Origin of the sequence: Leucobacter aridicollis (assembly GCF_013409595.1) — a bacterium.
Taxonomy (GTDB): domain Bacteria; phylum Actinomycetota; class Actinomycetes; order Actinomycetales; family Microbacteriaceae; genus Leucobacter; species Leucobacter aridicollis.
Window position 1 is genome coordinate 959,007 of record NZ_JACCBD010000001.1, and the last position, 20,397, is coordinate 979,403.

A 20,397-nucleotide genomic window follows, 5' to 3' on the forward strand; every position below is an offset into this window, starting at 1 on the left:
AAGACGGCCGCCGCCTGCGCCCATAGTGCGTCTACGAACCCTCGAGAGCCCTCAACAGCGCGATCCGGTCAGCGTCAGAAAGGCGCACACCCTCACGGGGCTGGACATACGCGCGGGCAGTACGGCGGCTCGGGCGCTTCCCCTGGACGACCATCTCAAACTTTGATCCCGCCGCTGCGCTCACCCGTGCAGCTTGCTCGTTAACACGCGACTGCACGGGCGCAGATGTCATGAGCTTGTTCAGCCCGGTGAGCTTGAGCTTCACCTTCACATCGCGTCTTGCCATGGTGTCCGCCTATCCGTTGATCCGGTTCTGCATCGAAGCGAGAGCGCGAGCTCGCGACGCCCGTTTTTCCTCGGCGCGGGCCTTCGCCACTTCCGCGTCCCGTTCACCCTTGGGCGCGTCCGGGAAGGGCGGTGCGCTCCTCTTCCCGGCTGTCTGAGCGATCTGCGCGTTCAGGAGGTGCTCGACATTCACAAGGTGTTCTTCCTGGGCTGTCAGGGCAGCCCAGCCGCCCACCCAACGGTGAACCGCGCCACCGCGAGGCAGATGGACTGCGAAGTCTGCAACGTCGAGCACTGGGATTCGCCCCTCGTACATGTCGGTGAGGCACACGCCGTAGACACGCTGCAGGTCAGCGTTCAAACGAGCACGTGCCTCACCGATCAAGCCGACGAGCGTTAGGAGTTTTTTTCGCCGACCTTCTCCGCAATCGCGTTGAGAAGCTCGCCGGCCTGCTCTGCGCCAGCATCGGGGTTCTTATCGAGGAACTCCTCGAAGCTCTTGTCTCCGATGACGCGGCGCAGTGCTGAGGTGATCTGATTGCGCTCGAGCATGTCGAGGGTACGCAGAGATCCGAGCGAGCCGCGCGTGGTCGTGAACGTCACACCCGCGTGCTCGATCGTCACAAGGTCAGCGTCTGCGGGCTTGTGGTCCTGCGGCTTGGCGGGCGAGCGGTCACGCGTGGAGAGCGCCGCCTCGGCGTGCTCGATCTGAGCGTCTCGAGCTTCGAGCTCGCGAACCTTCGCTCGCAGTTCGTCCAGCTCATCAGCTTCGATCGCTGCGGGCGAGTGATCAGTGGTTTCAGTCATGGTGACTCCATTTCTTTGAAAGATGTTGTGTGTGACTCAGCGGGGGGTGTGCCTGGGGCGCGGAGTCACCACGCGCCCCAGGCGGTCTAGTTACGGGACGGTGACCGCAGCCTCAACGAACGCCGGAGCGTTGGTCAGGATGTAGTCCTTCCCGACCGACTCGAGAGTTACTTCCTTGCCGGCAGCGTCCTCGTTGTTCGAGGACTGGTCGCCACGCTCGGACACCTGCCCGAGCTCGATGCAGCGACGCTCAACAACGTCACCGTCGTGCTTCTCAATTACGGCAGTGCCCTCGACAACGCCGACAGCCTCAGGGATGTCGATACGAGCACCAGTGCCGGCCTTCACGACCTTGTCGGCCCCGTAGTACAGCTCCGCGGCGAGTGGCGAGTTCTCAAGCATCGTGAAGCCAATGGTTTTCTCGGTCGACGTGTTCGTGACACGAACTGTCTGACCGCCAGGCCAGCCCTTGATCTTGTTCGTGTCGACCGAGAGCCCCTCGTTGACGCCATCCTCTGAGAGGATCCCGACTGGCGTGAATGCTGGGTCGAGCGCCTCATCAAAAGTCTCGGGGAGCGCAGTGCCCTTAGGCGCCCAGAAAACGGCACCGCCAAGCGAACCCCAGACGCGGACATCATCCTTTGTGTAAAGTTCAGCCATTCTTGGCCACCTCCTTGGTTGCGGGAGCAGGCTTCGGGGAATCCTTGCCAGCGCCCTTCGATTCGATGTCGCCCGGCGCTTCTGCCGCACGAACCTTGCCTGCCGCGATCAGGTCACGAGCAAGCCCGTGGGACACCTCGATCACCTCGCCGCGCTTGCGTTCCTTGCCGTCAATCTCCTGACGGTTCACCACCTGGACATGCGTCATCGGCGGCACCTCCTTGAAATGAGAAAGGCCCCCAGTTAGGGGGCCGAGTAGCCGCGTAGCCGCAGCTCGAATGTGAATTGGTAACGGGGCGACCCATCTACCGGATCTGGGGCGTGGGCAAGCCCGCCGATCTCGACACGCTTGTACACGGGGACACCACCAAGCGTGGTGAGCGAATGGAAGTAGCGCTTCACCCCGGCTGCGAGACTCCAAGCGTCATCCCAGGTGGCGCCCCACACGAAACAGGTGACCATCGGCCGGTCGGTCAGCATCCTTGAGGTGCCGCCAACTCGGATCAGGTGCACGAACTCTGCCGGTCGCGGGCTCTCCACCTCGACACCGCACGCAGTCCCGAAGCGGGCACGTACGAGCTCGATGAGTTCCAGCTCGGCATTAATGAACTCGTAGGGCGCTTCCATCAGCCCTCCACTCGTGAGAGTCGAACACGGACGCCTGCATCGAAGCCGAACGGGCCGAACCGGTAATCGTCTGGCTCGCCCTGCACGAACCACTCGACCCCGTTCACGACGAGCTTGTCTCGATGCTTCGTGGGGGACGAACGGCAGTACACGTCCAGTTCGTGCTTGGTGCCGGTCTGCTCCGCTCGAACCACATCGTCAGGGGCTGGTGGCCCCCACCCGAACACTTCGAGGTCGACAGCCGGTTTCCATGACTCCTTCGGGGCCATCCCGCCAGTCGACATTAGGCGTTCGCGGTACCCGACGGTGAACCGTTCACGGATCAGCATTGGTTCCACCCATCCGCACGGTGAAAGCTCGCTGTCGACCGCATCCGAGCATTCCGGCGTGCTTCGAAGTGATGAACAGGTCGGAGGAATCCCGGTAGGACACTTGCTGCGAGAACGGGCCAGCTGTCAGGTTGAGAGCCGACACGTTTGCGCCGTCACCGGGAGACTGAAGCACTGTTTTCACCATGTCGCACACGACAATCCGCAGGATGCCAGGGTCAACGTTTGCGACGTCGGGTGCACGCGCTCGGACCATCGCAGAGGCGTCCTCAAGAAGTACTTCGGCGTGATCCTCTGCACCCAGCGGGAAGTCAGGCCAGCGCTTCTTGAGGTCGTCAACAGTCGCGTAGACCTCAGGTTCGTCTGCCATGCAAACCTCCTAGAAGGATGCGGGGGCCAGCTGACTATGCTGACCCCCGACATGCTTGATTAGTCCTGTTCCGACTTCCGAGGACGCCCCGGCTTGCGCTTCATTGGGGCCTCAGCCTCAGCCTCAGCCTCAGCCTCGGGCTCGGAAGCTTCGATGAGTGCCTCGCTCGGGAAGATCTCACCTGCGCTCTCCGCTGTCCACCCAGTAGCGAGCAGTCGAGCAGCAGTGTCATCGTCAGGGAGCGTCACGATGACGCCAGACGCATTCCGGTAACGGGGCATCAGGCCGTCTCCACCACCGCAAAGCGGTCAGCAAACACGTGCCAGCCGTAGACGATCTCAAGGCGGAGCGCGATCTGATTCTTGCGCTTCAGGTCTCCCTGACCATCAGGGTCGCCATGCTTGATCATCTCGATCGGGATGTTGCGCTGAACGCCCCAGCGGATACCTCCGCGGAAGTCACCTGCAATAGCTCGGGTCTTCAGATCGGTCGGAGTCTCGCCGCCCGCCTCGGGACGACCCGAAACAGTGTCCGACACAGACGCCGTCAGTCCCTCGTACGAGGACAGGTTCACGCCGATACCGAGCTCGGGGTTCTTCTTGCGGCCGTCAGCGTAGCGGGCAGTCGCAAGAGTCCATGCGAACGACGGGTCAAAGGCAATGCCGTTGACGGTCTTGCTGTCATTCACGAGCAGCCCGATCGCCTGCTCGACCTCAAGGTCGGGCTTGTCTGCGACCTCGACCCGCTTCGTGGTGGCGTTGAGGTAGTTATCCCACCCCGTAATCGCCGCACCAGTGAGCGGGTTCAGGCGGTGGTACACGCCAAGATCCAGCGCACGGGCGAGCGCCTCGCCGCCGGCCTTCGCGAGCTCAGACAGCACACCGAGCTGATGATCCTCGTCAGCCCACTGCACCTCCTCGTTGAACCGCATCGTGACCTGCGCCTTGCGCGGCTTCGCAGTGACCGAGCCAAACGAGCCGGTCGTGTGGCCTTTCTGGTCACCCTCGCCAACGAACTCTGCACGCGGCAGCCCATTGAACGTGATGATGTCGACATTGCCGAAACGCATCGGCTCGCTGCCCGAAAGAGCCGCGATAGTTGAACCGCCAACGGTGTCCTTAACGAGACCGTCAGCGATTGTGCGGGGGAGATTCTTCAGATCTCCGGTACCAAATACAGCCATGTTGCTGCCTTCCTTTAGTTGTTGCCGCCGCCGAAGAGTTCAGCCACAAACGACTGCACCTCGGACGGCTCCTTGTCCGGCGTCTTCCCCGTGTCAGGGTTGACGGGGTGTGGGTTGATGAGTGGTTTGAGTTTGTCCGCGTGCGCCTCGAGTTCCTCCCGGCTCGTGCCGGCAAGGATCGACGCGTCGGCGATGCCCTTGGCCTGAGCGACCTCAGCTCGAAGCTCGTCCAACGCGAGGGCGGCCTGCTCATCGGCTTGCCGCTGCTTGTCAGCAGCCTCACGATCGGCGATGGCCTTCTCAGCCGCTTCGGCACGCTCGATGGCCTTCTCGAGCGCGCTCTTGTCGCGGTCCTCGTATTCCTTGAGCTTGACCCGGTTGGCTGCCGCCTCCGCACGAAGCTCCTTGACGTACGCCTCATCGAACATCTTTGGTTCAGCCTTTGGCGTGGCCTGCTGGCCGGTCTGTTCGGCTGTGGGCTGCGTAGCTCCCTGCTGCGCGTGCTCTTCACTCATCGTTTCCTCCTGGGAATCACTGGTTTTGCCCGCCTGGGGCATGAAAAAACCCGCTTCGATGAGCGGGTTGGTCTGGTACCAGTCGCGGATCACCGCGGCTGTATGTGGTGGGCGGTCACGTGCACGGTCAAGGCACGTTGATTCGCCAGGGTCGAGTAGCTGTACGGTGGCCCCGCGCGCGAGGTACTCGGCAACCTTCGTGGGAGAGGGTGACGTGTGTATCAGCCACGTGTCGGACTCGGCTTCGAACGCTGCATCAATGCGCTCAGCACGGATCTGCAGAGCTTGTTCGCGAACACTCGAGTGTTCGGCGTATCGTTTGCCACCAAGCGACTCTTCGATGTCGTCAAGGTCGATGACCTCACCCAGTTGAGCGCGTGCAAACGTTGTCTTTCCGGCACAAGGAGGCCCCATGATGACGTGCACAGGCATGAGCCATCACCACCATCTGGGCAAACAAAAAACCCGCACAGAGCATGTGCGGGGTTATAAAGGAGGCGGAAGCTACGGGACGAGTGTCAAAGCGTCACTCAACTCGATGTGATGGTATTCGGCAGATTCCAGGCACATCGCGTGCGCGATCTCCCATTCCTCATCCATCATCACGACATCCAACATCTCAAGAGAGAAGTCGTTAAGGTGCGGCGCGAGTGTCTCTCGTATCTGCTGCACAGCTGTCTGGATATCCATGGCTACAGGATACCTCCGTTCCCCGACACCGGGAAGGAGGTGGCGATAGTCAGCTTGCCATCCCCGTCGAGATAAGTGCCGACCACATACTTTTGGCCGGCTATGGTCTTGAAGTAGTTCAGGGTCGTCCCCGGTCGCTCGGGGTGGGGTGCGGTGTAGTCAGGTGCTTGCATTGTCTCGCGAACGATTTTCGCGATCTCGTACTCGGTCATCTCGTCCGGGAACAGCGATGGTGCGTCCCCTCCCGGCCCGTGGCGCTTAAGGATATGTCGCCACTTTCGACCGGGAACAGGCTTGACTCCTTCTGGCCACCCCGAGTCAAGGTCGCGAAGAATGGAGGGCACCTCGGCCCCGTCCTTGATGTCTCCCGGGAACATATCTCGGATGCGTTGAGCGATGGCACGATCAGTCGCATCGAAACCATCCGCACGGACCTCTTTCCTCGCCGCCTCATACATTCCGTACATGTCTTCAACGCGCTGATCGAACTCTGCACGCTCCCTTCGGGACAACGCATAGTGCGGCACGACACTGCAGTCGCAGTCATCGTGAAACCTGTCGCCGAATCCACTCGCAGTCTCGCCAGCAGCACCCCGGGACGAATAGCTGAATCCGCGCGAAGCCATCATGAGGCAAAACGCGCACGTCGTCTTGCCTGAAGGGACACGCGCATAGGAGAACCCATCACGCTCAGCGTTCAGCCTGACAGTGTTGCGGCCTGCGTTCTTCACGTGCCGCAGCAGTGACTTCTCAAGCTTCCGCCACGTATCAACCGGGTCGCCATGATAAAGGTCATCAACTGCCCACCGGGCGGCCTTCTCAACGGCTTCCAAGTTCACGCCAGAAAGCAGCGCCCGCCTCGACTGGCCAGTCGATTCGCGCAGCGTCTCCTCGTACCAATCCGCCGCCGCCGCAGACATGATGTCGCCGTGCTTCTGCGCTAGCGCAGGAAGCGCAGTGAACAACGTGTCTCGCAGCTTGTCCGCTGGAAGGTGCGAATAGAGACGCCACACTTTCTGAAGGTCAGCCTTCGCGAGCCCTGCCGCAGCACGTTGTGCAGCATTGAGGCGGTCGACTGCTCCCACTTCGACCACCTCACAGCCTTACTCGCGTTCGCGGATCGTGATCGGGTTACCGGGAATGAACTTCAGCCCATCAAGCCCGACCCGAGCGGCCGCGTCATGCTCGTCCACGCCGGCGCGCCTCAGAATGCCGAGCGCATCTGCTCGAGCCTTCAGCACCTGCGCCTCAGCGAGCTCGCTTGACTGAGTACTCGCAGGAGCCTCCCCAGAACTCACATCACTGGTAGGCGTCTCGCCGGCAACGAGTTGCTCAAGCACCGACCCGGCACCAAGCCGCCTTTTGTCAGCCTGAAGTCGCGTGATCTCAGCCGAGGTGAACCCGGCATACTCAAGAGCCACTTCAGTCTCACCAATCCACGGGAACACCTGTGAGAGGTTCATCAGCGCAGCAGCCGCCGTGATTGGGGACGTGAAGGCCGGGTTCAACCAGTTCGCCCGAATACCAGCAAGTTCCTTGGGAGCCTCCGTGAGGCCATCCCGAATCATGACCGACCGTTTGGCAACCTGTCTCAGCGCGACGCCCATCACTCGAGTGCAAGCTCGGGCTTCAACAATCAGGTCTTTCTCTGCCGCATACAAAGCCTCAGCAGACGGCGGGTTGTCTTGCACGATCCCAAGCGAGGACACGGGGAGCCCAGTCTCACCAGCGAACTGCGACGCATACATGCGGTACTGATCGAGCAACGGTTGCATCGTCATCTGCGGGAACTGCTGCACCGTGGGAGTGTCGCCGTCCTCGTCCTTAGTGAGCGCAAACCAGCGGTCGATCGCCGCTTCCCACTTGCCATTCGAGAAGGCATCCTCAGCCACACCAAGCGCAGCCATACGGGGCGCCGCATAGAAATCAGACGCAATCTCGGAACGAACGATCGTAGACAACGCATGATCAGTGATCGTCATTACCGCGCGAGAGATCCTCGAACGGCCAAACGGGCGATCCAACTGCGGATCGTACGTCAACGGCTCCGCAGCGACCTCACCCAACAGGTTCGGAATCACCTCAGCGGACCAACGCCCCCGATTGTCGCGCGAGCACTTCAGGACTCGCTCGGGAAGGTACACATCGAACGACTCGAGCAAACCACCCTCGGTGATGCCCGTGACCCCCATATATGCCGAAACCCTGCGTCGACGCTTGTCCCAAAGCGCAGCTGACCATTCAGCCGAGCGGGCCTGAATGACAACCTCCGGGTCGCCAGACTGCACATCGCCACGCGTCGTCGTGATGAACGCACACGAGTGCTTGAACGCCGAGACGACTGCCTGTGGGAACTCAAGATCGAAGCTATTCGCCTCCAGAAGACTGCCAAGCTCGAACGGATCCTGGTCCGTTGACGGAGTAACGAACCCATCAAACACTGTGCGCTGCGCGAGAGCCTGCACCGACTTTGCCGGCCAACCGAGGACCGCCCTGATACGCTGCATCGCCTCTGCAGGAATGTTCCCGGTCGGCTTCAGCGGCATCTTGCCGTCGTAATAGACAGACCGCAACTGGTTCCGCGTGAGCTTCGCTCTCCACGTAACGGCGAGCTTCTGAATTACACGCAGGTCGCCATCGGACACCCCCGCGATAACTTGGGGGAGCTCCTCGATCACTGCAATTGCTGTCATAGCAGCACCTGCTTTCTGCCTGGTCGGCGCTTCGATACCTTCGCTGCCCAAAACGCGAGCGTTGCTGCGTCGAGAGCGACTACCGTTCCGCCTTCGGGGGCTTGCCAACCCCATCCGCCAGACTTGCCAATGGTTCGTTTCGTGGCCGCAGTGACCTGGGCCGTGAAGTCTTTCTGTCCGCCGTGAGACAAGCCGCCCGAGATGATGTTCTGCTCAAACATCGTGTGGGCAGCCAACACCTGATCCAGCGAGGGAACGAGCAACTGCTTCTTGTTCCGCACGCCAGCATCGTTGAGTTCGTTAACCAGGGCACCGACGCCGGCCTTCCCGTCGATGACGATCTGCGCAGCATCGGGAGCGAGCGCGACGAGCTCGCGCACCAGCCAATCGATACCCTCGCCAAGATTCGCCTGTTTCAAAGGCTGAACGAACACCGGGCCAAGGACGGGCTTGTAAGCCGCAACGAGCGCGACACCAGAGCCATCAGCGGTGAACTTCACCCCATAGGACACGACCGACTCGTCAGGTAGAGTGCCGCGAAGCCGGTCCCAAGCTTTCTCCTTGATCGCCTTCGGATCGAGCTTCTCCTCATCCCAGATGCCGAAGCCCTCGCGCCTGAACGACTCATCGGAACCGAGCAGCTTCTGCATACGGCGGATAGCACTCTCGCTCGTGCGATGAGGGTAAGAAGGATTCGCCTTCGCGAGCTGTTTGCGGTCGTCAGACTTCGCGTCAGGATCCGCCGAGAACTCGACATATACCGTGTCTTCATCGCCCTCGAGCGCACGCTTGCGGGCACCCGCGAACACATCGCCAGGGTCCTTCGGTCGCGGAGGCGTTCCCATCAGGAAAACCAGTCCGTTCGGTGCCGCGTTTGTGGCGGGCACCATATCCGACATCGCATCCTCCGAAAGGATCTGCGCCTCATCAAGCACCAGCACATCGACTTCATCGAAGCCGCGTCCAAAGCCAGACTCTCGCGCACCAAACAGGATCCGCGACCCGTTGACGAAAGTGATCTCCTGCTCGCCATTCGCGGCACGCACGTTCTCGACGTACGGCGCGATCTTCTTGCGCCGAGACATCGACTGCATCTTCTTGAACGTCTCGTTATGAGTGCGAGTGCGGTGCGCCGTCCAAATCACCGTGATGTTCGGGAACAACGTACACAACGCGAACACCAGCGCAGCAATCAGATAGGTCTTACCAACCTGCCTCGGAATACTGAGAACAACGCCGCCCTCGCCAGCGGCATACAAGCCGCCCTCACGCTTCGCCAAAGCGAGACGCGCGACACCCTGCTGCCACCCATCAAGCGGCATACCCATCTCAACCGAACGCCGATACACAGGACGAAACCCCGTCGACACGATCCCCGAAGGCTGAACCACATGACGAGCAAGATCAGATAGCTTCTTCTGACCACTCTTCGTCTGAGGTGTCGGCATCCTGCACCGCCTCTTCCTCAAGCTGACGACGCAAAGACTCAATCTCCTTCGAGATCTCCAACTGCCTCCGCGTCAACGACGCCAAATCACGCGCCGGCGTATCCTCGTCCTGAACCGCCTTCGCGATCCGCTTATGTGTCGCAACCATCTCCGCCAAACGGTCACCAGCTTCAACCGCCTCAACGATCGTCAACGGCTTAGCTCGAGGCTTCTCGCCAGGTTTTACGGCACGCAACTTCGGAGCAGCCATCACAAATCACCGCCTGAACCCTGTGGGGTGGTTGGAAAAAACTACGGGGAGAGATATTTCGCTATGCCGCGGGTGCGAGCGGGACCGAGGGGGAGGGGGGGCACCCCCTGTGTGTGTCTGTGTGCGCCTCGGGCCGCGTGTGGCTGTGTCGCGTCTGGTTGTGGCTTCTGCATCTGTCTGGTGAACGAGGGCGGTGTGCGGAGGTCTGTGGTGGCTGCTGGGGCGTTGTGTCCGCCTGGCCGTCTCTGTGTGCCTGGTCGTGTGTTGTCTACCTGTGTGTGGGGCCGACGTGCGGGGCTGGTTGCCCTCTGCGTGTGCGGGTGTCCCTGTTTGTCAGGTGGTGAAGTCGATGGTTGTGACTTGTTCGCGCTTCTTTGGGCGTTTGTCGCCTTGTGATGTGTTGCAGGTGAAGCAGATGACTGCGAGGTTGTTGGTGTCGTCTGTGCCGCCGTTTGCCCATGCTGTGATGTGGTCTGTTGTTGCGCCGTTTGGTCTGCGTCGGTTCTCGTAGTCGAGTGGGATGTTGCAGCGTCTGCCTTTGTGGTGTCGGCAGTGTGCTTGGCATGGGCAGTTGGTGAGTCCGTTGCGTTGTGCTTGGCGTAGGGCTTTGGTGCTGTTGTGTTTGTATCGGGTGGTGCCGGTGCGTGATGTGGCCATGACCCCTCCCGCTGTTCTACAGGGGCTTGAATGTCCAGGCGTACCCCTTGAGGTAGCCCCCCTTGTATTTGTCGGGGGCCACGTATCGGGTGACCCCCTCTAATGCGAGGGGGCGCCCCTTGCTTTGGGTGAGGGCCAGCTCTGCGGCCTCCCCGTATGCTTCTTCACCGTCGTTGGTGGTGGTGACAATGATCGGCTTCATCTGTTCTCCTCGGTGTATCGGTCGCCGCGGTACTCCTCATCACAACAGAGCATGGCGGCGCGTACGGACGGGTAGACGGCGCCACACTCGGTACAGGTGCGATCGTCAGCCATCGGTGATGCTCCCTACAGATCGTTGCTGTGCGACGAAGTAAGCCAGCCCCATCGTGGTTACGGAAGACTGTCCGTCAGGTACGACGTCGACAACATGCGAGAAGCCGTCGTCTCCACCGAGTGGGACGCGTTCGGTGATGAGCACCCATGATGCCGCTAGTGAGTCGTCGTGCTCGTCAGCGATGTGCGCGCGGATGGCTTCGTCCAGTGCTTGCTTGGTTGCTGCGCTCATTGTCGTCCCCTCGGGAGGTTGTTGATGATGACGCCGGCAACGATGAGTGCGATGATCAGCACGTACGTTGTGTTGTCATCCATCGTGTGCCTCCGTTGGTAGGGATCCCCGCGCGCGCACCCATAGGTCGTGAAGCGTCACGCCGTGAGCGTGCGAATGAATGACTGCCGACGATGCGGCGCGGGGAAGAGTGTGGGGGAATGGCAAAACCCCCGGTGGGATGCCGGGGGTTTTGGTCTGAGGTCGTGTGGTGCTCTAGGAAGCGAGAATCTGCTTGGCGATTTCTAGCCCCGCTGGGCCGTCAAGTTCAGGGAGGTTTGCCCATCGCCCGCCTGACACTGTTACTTCGACGCCTGGCACCCAAATTGTTGTTCCGATGACGGCAGAGATTCCGATGTCGACTGTCATCGTGAACGCGTCACCGTTGTTCGCAGTGACCCATTCGTCGCTGACGCGCTCGAAGCCTGCCATGCCCTCTAGCGGACTGTAGTCGGGCCGCTCTGAGATCGCCGCGAATCTGACTTCCACCGAGCGAGCATTATCTGGTGTGACGTCCTCCGGTGGCGTATCCCAGCCGCAGTGAATGTCAGTCTCGGAGACGCTGTTCCAGTCGTAAGGCTTGAGGCCTTCGACCCAAGTCGACACGAACGGTTCTACGTCATCGCAGGATTTTATGTGGGCGAATGAGAAGTCGCCGTCAGCGCTAGTCTGCTCGGCTGGGGCCTTCGAGGTGTCCTCGGTTGGGGCGGGGGTGTCGTGCTGTTCAGCCGGGGCTGAGCATCCAAGAAGTGAAAAAGCGAGAGCGGTCGTTACACACACTAAAAAGGTCATTCTCATAGCTACAGCATAGGCCGGAAGGTGCAGCCGGCTGACAAGGCAGCCCGTCCTCCTCGCTTCACGAGAACACGAACTCGTAGCCCGCCAGAGATGGGGCAGCGATGCGGCGCGGGGAAGAATGAGGGGCTTTATCGCTAGGGTGAGTAGCTATGAGCAACCCGGCACGCGACCTCTTTGAAGTATTCTCTGGATGGCGCTCCAAACTTGACAAAGAGGACCCGACTTACATGGTGTGGGCCGTCGATGTGCGTGAGTCGTCTGGTGCCATGGAAATCCTGAAAGTGTTCAGGATTATTGACCGCGTGTCGGCAGCGATCGATGCTGCCGAGCACTCGACTGGCTCCGACCTGAGTGTCTTTCGGGCGGAGGTGCCTCAATGGGTGCAAACGGCAGTGGCGTTGCCTGTTCACTGGGTTGACGTCTGCGATCCAGAGGATGCTGTGCCGATGGCGCTGTTGAAAGACCTGAACCATTTGGCACTGTATTTGGACGGAAAAGTCTTGGTTCTGGATAGTACGCGCCGAGCTTCACTTGGGGATCTTTTGACTGAGATTGAGGAGGCCCTCAACGCTGGTGGAATCTCCGCTGAGCTTAAGCTTTACGCCAGTCGCCTCGTTGCAGAGATACGGGCTTCGATCTCGGATGCTAATGCCGGACTCGGCTTCGACCTGTCGGAGGCACTGCGTCGCCTTTGGATCTGTCTTGGGGCAGCGCAAAATGAGGCCCCGGAGAAATCAAAGGGTGTCTTTAAAGCGCTACGGGAGAAAGTCGTGCCTAGCGTAGTGAGCAGCGTGGGCTCGGCAGGACTAATCGCCGGAGGCACGGCAGCTCTTGGCCTGCTCCCTTAGCTTGGCGAACTCGACTTCTAGTATTGCATCAATGAGGCGCTGCAATTCCGGAGCTGCGAGCACGGAGGCCTCTGTGACTACAGCTGTTAACCTGCCGCGGAGGAAGGCCACCATGTTCAATGCTCCGTCAATTTGCTCTTTCGTTTCCGCGATCTGCATGGTTTCTCCTGTCTGAGTGTTGGGGTGCCGCGCATGGTGGACAAACCATGCCGCACCCACTCGACCGGACTTTATACGGCGGACAGTTGATGAGTTGGGTCTAGACCGCTGTCATCATCGTGTACACGTCGGGCCCGCCCTTGATGTGCGTTTCGTGCGTGACTGTGAACCCGTGCTTTTCGTAAAGTGCGACGTTGCCCTCTGCAGATGTCTCAAGCGATACGCGAGGGTTTCCTGAACTGGTGGCTCGATGAAGTGCCTGTCTGATGAGTGCGCCTCCGAGGCCTTTGCCTGCGTGGTCGGGGTGCACTCCGATGGTGGCAAAATCCCAAGAGTTAGCGGGGCGCTGAGGTAGCTCGACTTCCATGACCGCATTGAGTCGGTCACCCATGAGGTCTGCGATCTGAGCCTGAACGGGCTCTAGCGGCTCTGGGGTATTGGGAGGTAGCATGGCGGCCACGCCGGTGAGTTCGCTGGTCACGAGAACGATCCCATGTTGGATCGCGTGGGATAGGTAGATGGCTTGGAGTTGTTCTAGTCGTGCTTCGTAGTCCTGGGCGGGGATGCTCCACCGCGTCCAGGGATATGTTGCGAATGCTGCCGCGAGGGTTGCTGCTGCGGCAGGGACGTCGGCCTGTGTTGCCGGTCGGATTGTCTTCTCTTGGTCGTTCATGTGGCTTCTAGCCTATTTGTAGTTCCTCCGCTTGGGGCAGCGGGCGGCCTTGCGCTCGCCTTGCACAGTGGGTTGCGAACGTCTCTTTGTGGCTCTGTTTAACGGGAAGAGTGTGTGCTTGCTGCGCAGTGCGTGGCTGTCGCAGGCGCTCGACCGCCCGGTTGGGATGGTGGAACGAATTCTGAGGATTGCCTCAAATCTCTTGCATTGCTGACGCTTCGCACGTTGACTGGCTGTAGGCGGTTCAATGATCAGCCTCTTGCTCGTCGCTGAGCCGTCCGATTCCCACAAGCATGCTCAGGCTGTGCCGGAGCGAATAATGCAGGACGGAGCGAACAATGAGCAGTAACGTGAAGAAAGAAGTCCAGAAGGTTGCAGATAAGACCGCATGGAATCCCATGCGTCTTGTGAGCAGCTGGGGTGTTCGGAGCAACCACGCCTATACCGCCGGCCTGCTCTCAGTTGGCGTCTCACTCGCCACCTGGCTTGTGTCGCGGGGCAAGAATGATGCTAAGTCGCAGTCTGACCGATGGGGAATCTTCATCGGTCAATGGGCGCCGACGTTCTTCGTACTCGGTGTAGGTCTGAAGTTGGAGGAGGAGTCATGAACGTTCTCCTGGGGGTTTCAAAGATCTTGACCATCATCGGTGGCCTCAACTGGGGGCTGATTGGTTTTTTCGACTTCAACCTGGTTGATGCGATCTTCGGTGCGGGTTCCGTTGGATCAAAAGTGGTGTACATCGTCGTTGGTATCGCCGCAATCCTGACGCTACTGGACTTTGTGCCACGAGAAGGCCGCGGGCGAACTGAAGTCTGAATCAGTGCTGCCCGTGTGCTCGGTCGTTGAACGCCGAGCGCACGGGTGGCACTCTTCCTGGTGGGGCTCCCCAATCAGAGTTCAGCGACAGCTCCCGTCACGCGCGGGAAGTGTGTGGTCGTGAGCCGGTACGTTCTTGCGCCACCGCTTCCGCTCTGATTCGTCCCGGCTTCAATATCCAGGGTCATGTTCGTCAGATAGCGTCCCCGTCACGCCGGGGAAAGGGGTAACCCGCAGAGTTCCCCGCCGTCGCGGCTATCTGCGTCTTCCATGCCGCCGTGTATACCCGGCATTGGCTTGGCTGTCTTCACTTAGACGATTGGGTCGTGACGCTCCCAGGGTTCGAACCTGGACTGGATTCCCTTGTCAGGCGGCCTCTACCACTTGGGCTAGAGCGTCAGGCGCCCGCACGAGTGTGCGAGCTATTGAATTGTGTATTCAGTTATGGGCGCAGAAAGCAAGAAACCCCGGTGCCGTGAGGCTATCCGGGGTCGCTTGAAGTGCGTGGTACGAATGTACCATGATCGAAGCTATGTTGCAAACATACTTACTACTCCTCGTTGGTATGGTTCGCATCGGCCCGCATGCTTTGCCAGCGAGCGCGGATAGACTTCGCCGTGAGAAGGGGCCACTTCCATGCATGGAACACCAACTTGGCGTCCTCGCGACGGCGCTTGATGGGGTCGTCTGGGTCATAACTTGACAGGCCAGCGATCATGAGTCCGACTGTTCCGGAAGCGTAGATGAGTGCAATGGCAAGGGAAGTGTTCCACCAGTTCATGCTGCCACCCCCATTGCGAGCTCGCGGAGTGCAGCAACATCGACTTCAAGGCCCATCGCCTCGGCGAGCGCGACGAGTTCGGTCTCTGTCGCCCACATGGCTCCGCAGCTTCGGCATTCCGCGATAACGGCGCGGCCGCGCTTGACGGGGATGGAGACCGCGGCGACCTGCCGAGTGTCGGTGACGTTCCCGTCTTCGTCTTTCTCCTGCACTAGGTGGTGCCGTTCACCACATTCAGGGCACGGGGCTGTGAGTTCCTTCTGGTGGGGCGGGTCGAACAGGTCTTCAATCTCGTACACCCATTTGCCGAAGGCGGATTCGAGGCGTTCGCGGAAGTCGTCATCGATCGCGCCGGCCGCGTGCTGGGCTTGGATAGCGTGGGGGAGGCGCTGCAGAGCCTCAGCGAGTTGGCCACCGTGGTCTAGTCCCCATGTGCGAAGCCAGCCTCGGACGATGCCGTCGATGTATTCCCAGAGGTTGAGTGCGTCGAGGTTGAGCAGGTTCCCACCAGTGCCCCCGCCGCCACCGGAACCGGCGCCAGTCGAAGAGGAGATTGCTTCGCGGAGCTGCTCGAGCAGGGGCGCGCACTCGTACTCTGCGCCCTCGAGGTGGACAATGTGGGGTTGCGTGAGCCGCTCAACTGCACGAGCTGTGTCTGTCATGTGTGTTCCTCCCGAAAATAGAAAAGGCCCATCACAAGTCGATTCCACGTTCTCCGTGGGATCTAGTTGTGATGGGCCTAAAGCACCTATTGAGATCTAGTGTACGCGCAATTTGAGGATTGCGCCAGCGTTCCTATCGCGAGCCTTGGGGCCCGCCGTCGCGGTGCAGGTGCATGCGTCACGGCCTCAATGTGCAGGCGTATTCGCGTCGCAAGAAGAGCGCAGGTGCAGGCCAAGCAGGCGGGAAGCGGACTGCGCCAGAACGCTGTCGGTGTGTGCCACTCAATAGGAAGTTCGTAGTCATTCAGTGGCGGATCGCTGCGGCCTTGAGGGGCTGGTGCTACGTAGTGTGGACATCGGCTAGGCGCAGAGGTTGAAATCCGCTGAGTTGCGCGCCCGAAGTTGCGAGCATCACGCCCGAGGAGACCAGGCTCCCGGAACAGCGCCATCGAACGAAGGATTAGTTGGCGGAGAGATCTCGGTAGTACTCCGCCATTCTCTCGATGGCACTTTTCTCAAGATCGTTGTCCGAGTAGTTGTTCCCATGCATATTTAGCTCCAGGGGAACGAGCAAGTCGAGAGCGGGCGCAACTCCCACCCACAGTCGAGGCCATTGTCCAGGGCGCAACCCTTGGGTCATCACTTGGAACTTCCACACCTCAAAGCCCTCACCGTCGTGCAGATGAATGAGGCGCTTGGGTCCAAGGGGGCGCGCTGGCTTTGCAGGGCAGAGGTGGTGATTAAGTAACGTGAATGCCTGCTCGAAATCCGCAGGAAACGTTCTGTGCTTCTTCGCAATATCCTTTAAGACTGACGCACAGAACGTCTTAACTGACTCACGCTGCATCAGTGAAATCGGTGTCCCGGTAAAAAGCCAACTCGAGCGGGATCGTATCCTTGTGTTCGACAGCAAGCCAGGGGGCTTCCTCGTGGCTTAGATCTTGAAGCTGTTTCCCGGTGAGGGGCAGGTACTTCCTCACAACCCGGTCGATAATCGCCATATCCTCGGGGGAGAACACCGAAAGGTCAGGGCTAGCCTGTGCGCGGAAAACAGTGGTATTCCGGCGCCCGGCGAACTGGGCTTCCTCCGTGACTTCCAAAAGCCCTTTGCCGCTCATGCTGTTGATTACTCCAGTCATGGACTTGGGTACCGGCCCCATTGGCAGGCGGCGATAGCCGTCGCCGGTCACGCTTTCCATTGACTCGTTGAACTCGAACCGGTCAAAGTCCACGTAGTACAGCAGCTTCGCGAGCTTGACCTTGCCCTGGATGGCCTTCTCTGGGAGCTTGGAGCAGAGGTACAAGATCACATTCTCGTACTTTTCGAGCTTGAGATTGTTCACGCCCGACTCCTTTCCACAGGTTTTCCACTGATCTATCCACAGGATCGATCTACTATGAGTGTACTACTTTACCGCCCGAATGGGCCGGTTTTCGCTCACTGCGGACCGTGTTCCCTTGTGCTGCGAGAACCGGTTTCAGGGCCCTCGGTCTTGGCGGACCGTTGATAATTGTCCGATGGGAATTGAATCAGAGGTCCAAAAACTCGTGCGGGAAGAGCTGGGCCGCGCGATAGAGCGGCTCAGGAGGGGGAGTGAAAGCGAAGGCAAGATTGCGACGTGCCTTGTCTGTGGCCACGATGGAGCGCGTCACGACGCGTCAGCTTTTGTGCCCGGTTATGAGCCAGCGTGGACCACAGCGCAGGTCGCAGCATTCTTAGGGCTCAAACCGCGAACTATACTCAACATCCTCTCGGCGAAGACAGCCGGCTTCCCGAAACCTCGAAAGAATGGGAAGCTCCATGCTTTCGTGCCCTCGGAGGTGGCCGAGTATCGGCGCGCGCGTTTGGGATTTTGACAGCAATCCTCAGATTGCGCGAGTGGATAGCCCTGTATGTACCCCCAGGTGCGAGCATCGGTCTATGGAAGAAATCTTGGCGCAGCTTCTCAAGTCAGTAGTTTCTGACGCCGTGGTGGATGCACTGGACAGGGTATGGGTCATTAAGGCTCTAGACGCATTGCCGCCCGGCCCGTGTTCATGCAGCGTGGAATTTGAATCCCTTGTGCGAGCAATGTTTGAGGCGCGCGAGGTCGATGGGCCGAGTACTTGGGATCCTGACCGGCTATTAACGAAGGTACAGCTCGCGGAGTATTTGCAGGTGGATGTGCGGACTCTGGAGCGATGGGCAGCAGAGCGCGGGCGCAGTGGTCCTCAAGGGCCGCCTTATGTCCGTTTCCCCGAGCTTCGCTCCGTGCGATATCGAGTTCGCGATGTCCGAGATTGGCTCGATATCTAGTTGCTCATCGCGGGCGACCATGGGAGCGCTGTCAGGCTTACGTGAAAGCGCAGTGGTGGCGCTCTCGTGCGAGCTCTATTTGGGCTCGGCATCCGTGCCGGGATCTTCGCGCGCCTACAAGGGGTTCCTATGCATTTCCAGAGTAGACGAGTGGGATCTGCGCCACGTCTCGTGAGCGAGTGATGGCATCTCGTCTGCTGGCGGTATAAATCTACGTGCTGGGTTTGTTGCGTCGATGTGGTCGTTGGCCCACGCGATGTATCTAGTGAGTGCCCTTCGGTGCTCGGTTCCCTCTGGTAGTGAGTTAGCGTATGCGGTGAGTTCGTCGACGGCGGCAGCTACCTTGTGGTGTCGCGAGACGCTGGAAGCCAGCTTCTCTAGTGGGGACAGCCATGACTCGTACTGCCAGGTGAGGTGTTCGATCTCACGCCGCTCCTTTTCTTCCCTGGCTCGCTCGATGGCCCACTCCTCAGCCCGGCGCCGATTGTCGAGGACTTTCGTTGTCGCATCTTCGACCTTCTGCAAAGCGCGTGAGATCCCGTCCTCAATGGATTTCCTTGGCCCGTCTCGCAGCACTGTCGGCGAGTACGGGTCGGCCCTGACCTCGACCTGGATAGCGTTGATAGGAATGAAAGCCCATTTTGGGATGTCCCAGCTGAAAGGCTTTGACTTCCTGCTTGCCTCGTTGTGGTCTGGAGTGTGGGGTTCCTTTCTGAACTGCATTCGAATTCGGATGTTTATCGGAGCACTTCCCGCATCAATCGCAAGCAAGTTTCGACCGGGCGGTGCATAAGCGGTTGTACTGCGAGTGTGATTGTGTCCTGAAGGCTGCACCGGAGGCACAACTTTCCAGCCTCTGCGAATGGCCTCGGAGGTGAGGGCGTGGAGGATTTGGAGCGCTCGTGCTCGGTGCTCTTCTGTAACGTCGAGCTTTCGGGGCGACTTGCTGAGTGCTTTCACTAGGCGATGTGCGTTGTTCAAGTCAGTGTGGGGTGGCGCCGTTGGCCGGGAGCTCGCGGGATTTGCGTTCATATTTTGATTGTGAGGGAGGTTGGGCTCGCTTGCAACGCCCCCGGGTGTCGGCCAGTTCGTCGGGGACGCCGCGCAGTCTCAGGGCCGCGTGAACGATAGCTTTGGCGGGGATAAACCGCTGCGTGCATCCCACATTCATCCCACATGGCTCTGAGCGAGCGAGGAAATTCGTGTCCGTCTAAGTCCCCTTTGGTGGCATATAAACCCCTGATCGTAGTGTGTAAACGAGGTAACTTGGGTGTACGCGGGTACCCCTGTCCAAACGTGCGAGGGCATGACGGGGTCGCAGGTTCAAATCCTGTCATCCCGACCACGAAAGCCGCGGAAACCTTCGGGTGTCCGCGGCTTTTTAGGTTTCGCGACCAATTCGAACAACCTGGCCACAACTTCGCGTCATGGCGCAAGAACGTGTGGATACCGGTTCACGCACCCGTATTCCAGCTTGGTCAGAGAGGTGCCAGTCTGGGGCATACGTTTCTCTAGAAGGGGACGAATAGCCTGGGCTCTCCCGTGGAGATGTCGAGCGAGACCCCGGGCTGATACCATCCGCGTGGCTAGCCGTCGCGAGACCTCCGACGTACACTGGGGGCATGTCCATGAATCTTGCGGAAGTTGAGCAGGCGATGCTCGCGCTGGATCGACGCGACCTCGCCGCGTTGATTCGTCGTGGCCTTCAAGCGCTGGACTACGGAGATTCCGAGGCTTCTCAGGACGAGGTCGATGAGGCTTGGCGTGACGAGTTGCGCAAGCGCGTTGACGATATCGAGAGAGGCCGAGTCGAGACCGTTCCGCTTGCAGAGTCCTTCGCTCGTGCTCGTGAGGCAGTGGCAGCAACGCGAATGTGAACGTCCCTCACCAATCACACCCACGTGCCGACCATGAACTGGTTGAGGCGGCACGCTGGTATGAGGGTGAAAAGGCGGGGCTTGGCGATGATTTTCTTGACGCTGCGAACGAAGCCGTGGAGGCGATCCTTGCATGGCCCCTCAGTGCTCCAGCGTTCCCTGGGTGGTGTCGTGAGCCTGTGGTTCGTTCAAAGAGGATCAAACGGTTCCCGTATCGTGTGCTCTATTTCGTCTCCGAAGACCACGTGCTGACAGTGGTGGCGTATGCGCACAACCGCCGTAAACCGGGATATTGGATGCCCCGTCTAGTCAATTGAATGCAGAATGCTTCCCGCCCGATATCAAACGGAATCACCCGCGGCGATTCCGAACCAGCCGGTTACACT

General features: G+C 59.9%; 30 protein-coding genes and 1 tRNA gene. 5 read left to right on the forward strand and 26 right to left on the reverse strand.

Going from position 1 to position 20,397, the window contains the following annotated elements; translation table 11 throughout:
- Nucleotides 1-31: 31 nt before the first annotated feature.
- From BJ960_RS04395 to BJ960_RS04490, 20 genes are all read right to left on the reverse strand, one after another.
- On the reverse strand, nt 32-286 hold the full coding sequence (locus tag BJ960_RS04395; RefSeq protein ID WP_185986414.1) for a hypothetical protein: 255 nt from the start codon (nt 284-286) through the stop codon (nt 32-34).
- A 9-nt stretch (nt 287-295) separates the two neighbouring features.
- On the reverse strand, nt 296-646 hold the full coding sequence (locus tag BJ960_RS04400; protein ID WP_185986415.1) for a hypothetical protein: 351 nt from the start codon (nt 644-646) through the stop codon (nt 296-298).
- A 35-nt stretch (nt 647-681) separates the two neighbouring features.
- On the reverse strand, nt 682-1,092 hold the full coding sequence (locus BJ960_RS04405; RefSeq protein WP_185986416.1) for a hypothetical protein: 411 nt from the start codon (nt 1,090-1,092) through the stop codon (nt 682-684).
- A 90-nt stretch (nt 1,093-1,182) separates the two neighbouring features.
- Nucleotides 1,183-1,752 carry a phage tail tube protein gene (locus BJ960_RS04410; RefSeq protein WP_185986417.1) on the reverse strand — a complete coding sequence of 190 codons (570 nt, stop codon included), beginning with the start codon at nt 1,750-1,752 and terminating at the stop codon, nt 1,183-1,185.
- Nucleotides 1,745-1,960 carry a hypothetical protein gene (locus BJ960_RS04415; RefSeq protein WP_185986418.1) on the reverse strand — a complete coding sequence of 72 codons (216 nt, stop codon included), beginning with the start codon at nt 1,958-1,960 and terminating at the stop codon, nt 1,745-1,747. The genes BJ960_RS04410 and BJ960_RS04415 overlap by 8 nt, the downstream gene beginning before the upstream one ends.
- A 35-nt stretch (nt 1,961-1,995) precedes the next feature.
- Nucleotides 1,996-2,379 carry a hypothetical protein gene (locus tag BJ960_RS04420; RefSeq protein WP_185986419.1) on the reverse strand — a complete coding sequence of 128 codons (384 nt, stop codon included), beginning with the start codon at nt 2,377-2,379 and terminating at the stop codon, nt 1,996-1,998.
- Nucleotides 2,379-2,708: a hypothetical protein gene (locus tag BJ960_RS04425; protein ID WP_185986420.1), complete on the reverse strand. Its 330-nt coding sequence runs from the start codon at nt 2,706-2,708 to the stop codon at nt 2,379-2,381. Before BJ960_RS04425 ends, BJ960_RS04420 begins: the two co-directional genes overlap by 1 nt.
- Complete coding sequence (locus BJ960_RS04430) at nt 2,695-3,078, reverse strand: hypothetical protein (protein ID WP_185986421.1); 384 nt, start codon at nt 3,076-3,078, stop codon at nt 2,695-2,697. Before BJ960_RS04430 ends, BJ960_RS04425 begins: the two co-directional genes overlap by 14 nt.
- 59 nt (nt 3,079-3,137) lie before the next feature.
- Nucleotides 3,138-3,359, reverse strand: coding sequence for a hypothetical protein (locus BJ960_RS04435; RefSeq protein ID WP_185986422.1), 222 nt, complete (start codon nt 3,357-3,359; stop codon nt 3,138-3,140).
- Complete coding sequence (locus tag BJ960_RS04440; RefSeq protein ID WP_185986423.1) at nt 3,359-4,261, reverse strand: phage major capsid family protein; 903 nt, start codon at nt 4,259-4,261, stop codon at nt 3,359-3,361. The genes BJ960_RS04435 and BJ960_RS04440 overlap by 1 nt, the downstream gene beginning before the upstream one ends.
- A 14-nt stretch (nt 4,262-4,275) precedes the next feature.
- Complete coding sequence (locus BJ960_RS16440; protein WP_221936275.1) at nt 4,276-5,202, reverse strand: hypothetical protein; 927 nt, start codon at nt 5,200-5,202, stop codon at nt 4,276-4,278.
- Nucleotides 5,203-5,280: 78 nt separating this feature from the next.
- On the reverse strand, nt 5,281-5,466 hold the full coding sequence (locus BJ960_RS04450; RefSeq protein ID WP_185986425.1) for a hypothetical protein: 186 nt from the start codon (nt 5,464-5,466) through the stop codon (nt 5,281-5,283).
- Between the two features lie 2 nt (nt 5,467-5,468).
- Nucleotides 5,469-6,551 carry a VG15 protein gene (locus tag BJ960_RS04455; RefSeq protein ID WP_185986426.1) on the reverse strand — a complete coding sequence of 361 codons (1,083 nt, stop codon included), beginning with the start codon at nt 6,549-6,551 and terminating at the stop codon, nt 5,469-5,471.
- Nucleotides 6,552-6,569: 18 nt separating this feature from the next.
- Nucleotides 6,570-8,210 (reverse strand): phage portal protein, encoded by a 1,641-nt coding sequence (locus tag BJ960_RS04460; RefSeq protein WP_185986427.1) that lies wholly within the window; start codon nt 8,208-8,210, stop codon nt 6,570-6,572.
- Nucleotides 8,156-9,607 (reverse strand): terminase large subunit domain-containing protein, encoded by a 1,452-nt coding sequence (locus BJ960_RS04465; protein ID WP_202229183.1) that lies wholly within the window; start codon nt 9,605-9,607, stop codon nt 8,156-8,158. Before BJ960_RS04465 ends, BJ960_RS04460 begins: the two co-directional genes overlap by 55 nt.
- Entirely contained in the window at nt 9,564-9,857 is a 294-nt protein-coding gene (locus BJ960_RS04470; protein ID WP_202229184.1) for a hypothetical protein, read from the reverse strand. The genes BJ960_RS04465 and BJ960_RS04470 overlap by 44 nt, the downstream gene beginning before the upstream one ends.
- A 333-nt stretch (nt 9,858-10,190) precedes the next feature.
- The gene (locus BJ960_RS17350) at nt 10,191-10,514 is read right to left on the reverse strand and encodes an HNH endonuclease (RefSeq protein ID WP_185986428.1); all 324 of its coding nucleotides are present in this window, start codon (nt 10,512-10,514) and stop codon (nt 10,191-10,193) included.
- Between the two features lie 16 nt (nt 10,515-10,530).
- Nucleotides 10,531-10,716: a hypothetical protein gene (locus tag BJ960_RS04480; RefSeq protein WP_185986429.1), complete on the reverse strand. Its 186-nt coding sequence runs from the start codon at nt 10,714-10,716 to the stop codon at nt 10,531-10,533.
- A 105-nt stretch (nt 10,717-10,821) separates the two neighbouring features.
- Entirely contained in the window at nt 10,822-11,061 is a 240-nt protein-coding gene (locus tag BJ960_RS04485; protein WP_185986430.1) for a hypothetical protein, read from the reverse strand.
- Nucleotides 11,062-11,316: 255 nt separating this feature from the next.
- A complete protein-coding gene (locus tag BJ960_RS04490; protein ID WP_185986431.1) occupies nt 11,317-11,898 on the reverse strand; it encodes a hypothetical protein in 582 nt (193 codons plus the stop codon).
- A gap of 149 nt (nt 11,899-12,047) precedes the next feature.
- Here BJ960_RS04490 and BJ960_RS04495 point away from each other — a divergent pair, with 149 nt between their 5' ends.
- Nucleotides 12,048-12,746: a hypothetical protein gene (locus BJ960_RS04495; protein WP_185986432.1), complete on the forward strand. Its 699-nt coding sequence runs from the start codon at nt 12,048-12,050 to the stop codon at nt 12,744-12,746.
- 259 nt (nt 12,747-13,005) lie between these two features.
- On the opposite strand, the gene BJ960_RS04500 is transcribed toward BJ960_RS04495, so the two are convergent.
- Nucleotides 13,006-13,578, reverse strand: coding sequence for a GNAT family N-acetyltransferase (locus BJ960_RS04500; RefSeq protein ID WP_185986433.1), 573 nt, complete (start codon nt 13,576-13,578; stop codon nt 13,006-13,008).
- A gap of 338 nt (nt 13,579-13,916) precedes the next feature.
- On the opposite strand from BJ960_RS04500, the gene BJ960_RS04505 reads away from it, so the two are divergent.
- Together BJ960_RS04505 and BJ960_RS04510 are read left to right on the forward strand one after the other, a co-directional pair.
- Nucleotides 13,917-14,186: a hypothetical protein gene (locus BJ960_RS04505; RefSeq protein ID WP_237463630.1), complete on the forward strand. Its 270-nt coding sequence runs from the start codon at nt 13,917-13,919 to the stop codon at nt 14,184-14,186.
- On the forward strand, nt 14,183-14,395 hold the full coding sequence (locus tag BJ960_RS04510; RefSeq protein WP_185986434.1) for a DUF378 domain-containing protein: 213 nt from the start codon (nt 14,183-14,185) through the stop codon (nt 14,393-14,395). Before BJ960_RS04505 ends, BJ960_RS04510 begins: the two co-directional genes overlap by 4 nt.
- 327 nt (nt 14,396-14,722) lie before the next feature.
- On the opposite strand, the gene BJ960_RS04515 is transcribed toward BJ960_RS04510, so the two are convergent.
- The 5 genes from BJ960_RS04515 to BJ960_RS04535 all read right to left on the reverse strand — a co-directional run bounded on the left by BJ960_RS04515 (nt 14,723) and on the right by BJ960_RS04535 (nt 18,857).
- A tRNA-OTHER gene (locus BJ960_RS04515) sits at nt 14,723-14,794 on the reverse strand.
- A 151-nt stretch (nt 14,795-14,945) separates the two neighbouring features.
- Nucleotides 14,946-15,176: a hypothetical protein gene (locus BJ960_RS04520; protein WP_185986435.1), complete on the reverse strand. Its 231-nt coding sequence runs from the start codon at nt 15,174-15,176 to the stop codon at nt 14,946-14,948.
- Nucleotides 15,173-15,838 (reverse strand): DUF7341 domain-containing protein, encoded by a 666-nt coding sequence (locus tag BJ960_RS04525; RefSeq protein ID WP_185986436.1) that lies wholly within the window; start codon nt 15,836-15,838, stop codon nt 15,173-15,175. Before BJ960_RS04525 ends, BJ960_RS04520 begins: the two co-directional genes overlap by 4 nt.
- Before the next feature lie 836 nt (nt 15,839-16,674).
- Nucleotides 16,675-17,181 carry a Panacea domain-containing protein gene (locus BJ960_RS04530; RefSeq protein ID WP_185986437.1) on the reverse strand — a complete coding sequence of 169 codons (507 nt, stop codon included), beginning with the start codon at nt 17,179-17,181 and terminating at the stop codon, nt 16,675-16,677.
- Between the two features lie 1,067 nt (nt 17,182-18,248).
- Nucleotides 18,249-18,857: a hypothetical protein gene (locus tag BJ960_RS04535; RefSeq protein WP_185986438.1), complete on the reverse strand. Its 609-nt coding sequence runs from the start codon at nt 18,855-18,857 to the stop codon at nt 18,249-18,251.
- A gap of 899 nt (nt 18,858-19,756) precedes the next feature.
- Between BJ960_RS04535 and BJ960_RS04540 the strand changes: the two genes are divergently transcribed.
- Together BJ960_RS04540 and BJ960_RS17355 are read left to right on the forward strand one after the other, a co-directional pair.
- Nucleotides 19,757-20,011, forward strand: a complete 255-nt coding sequence (locus BJ960_RS04540) for an addiction module protein (RefSeq protein WP_185986439.1) — start codon at nt 19,757-19,759, stop codon at nt 20,009-20,011.
- Nucleotides 20,008-20,328, forward strand: coding sequence for a type II toxin-antitoxin system RelE/ParE family toxin (locus BJ960_RS17355; protein ID WP_185986440.1), 321 nt, complete (start codon nt 20,008-20,010; stop codon nt 20,326-20,328). The genes BJ960_RS04540 and BJ960_RS17355 overlap by 4 nt, the downstream gene beginning before the upstream one ends.
- Nucleotides 20,329-20,397 lie beyond the last annotated feature (69 nt).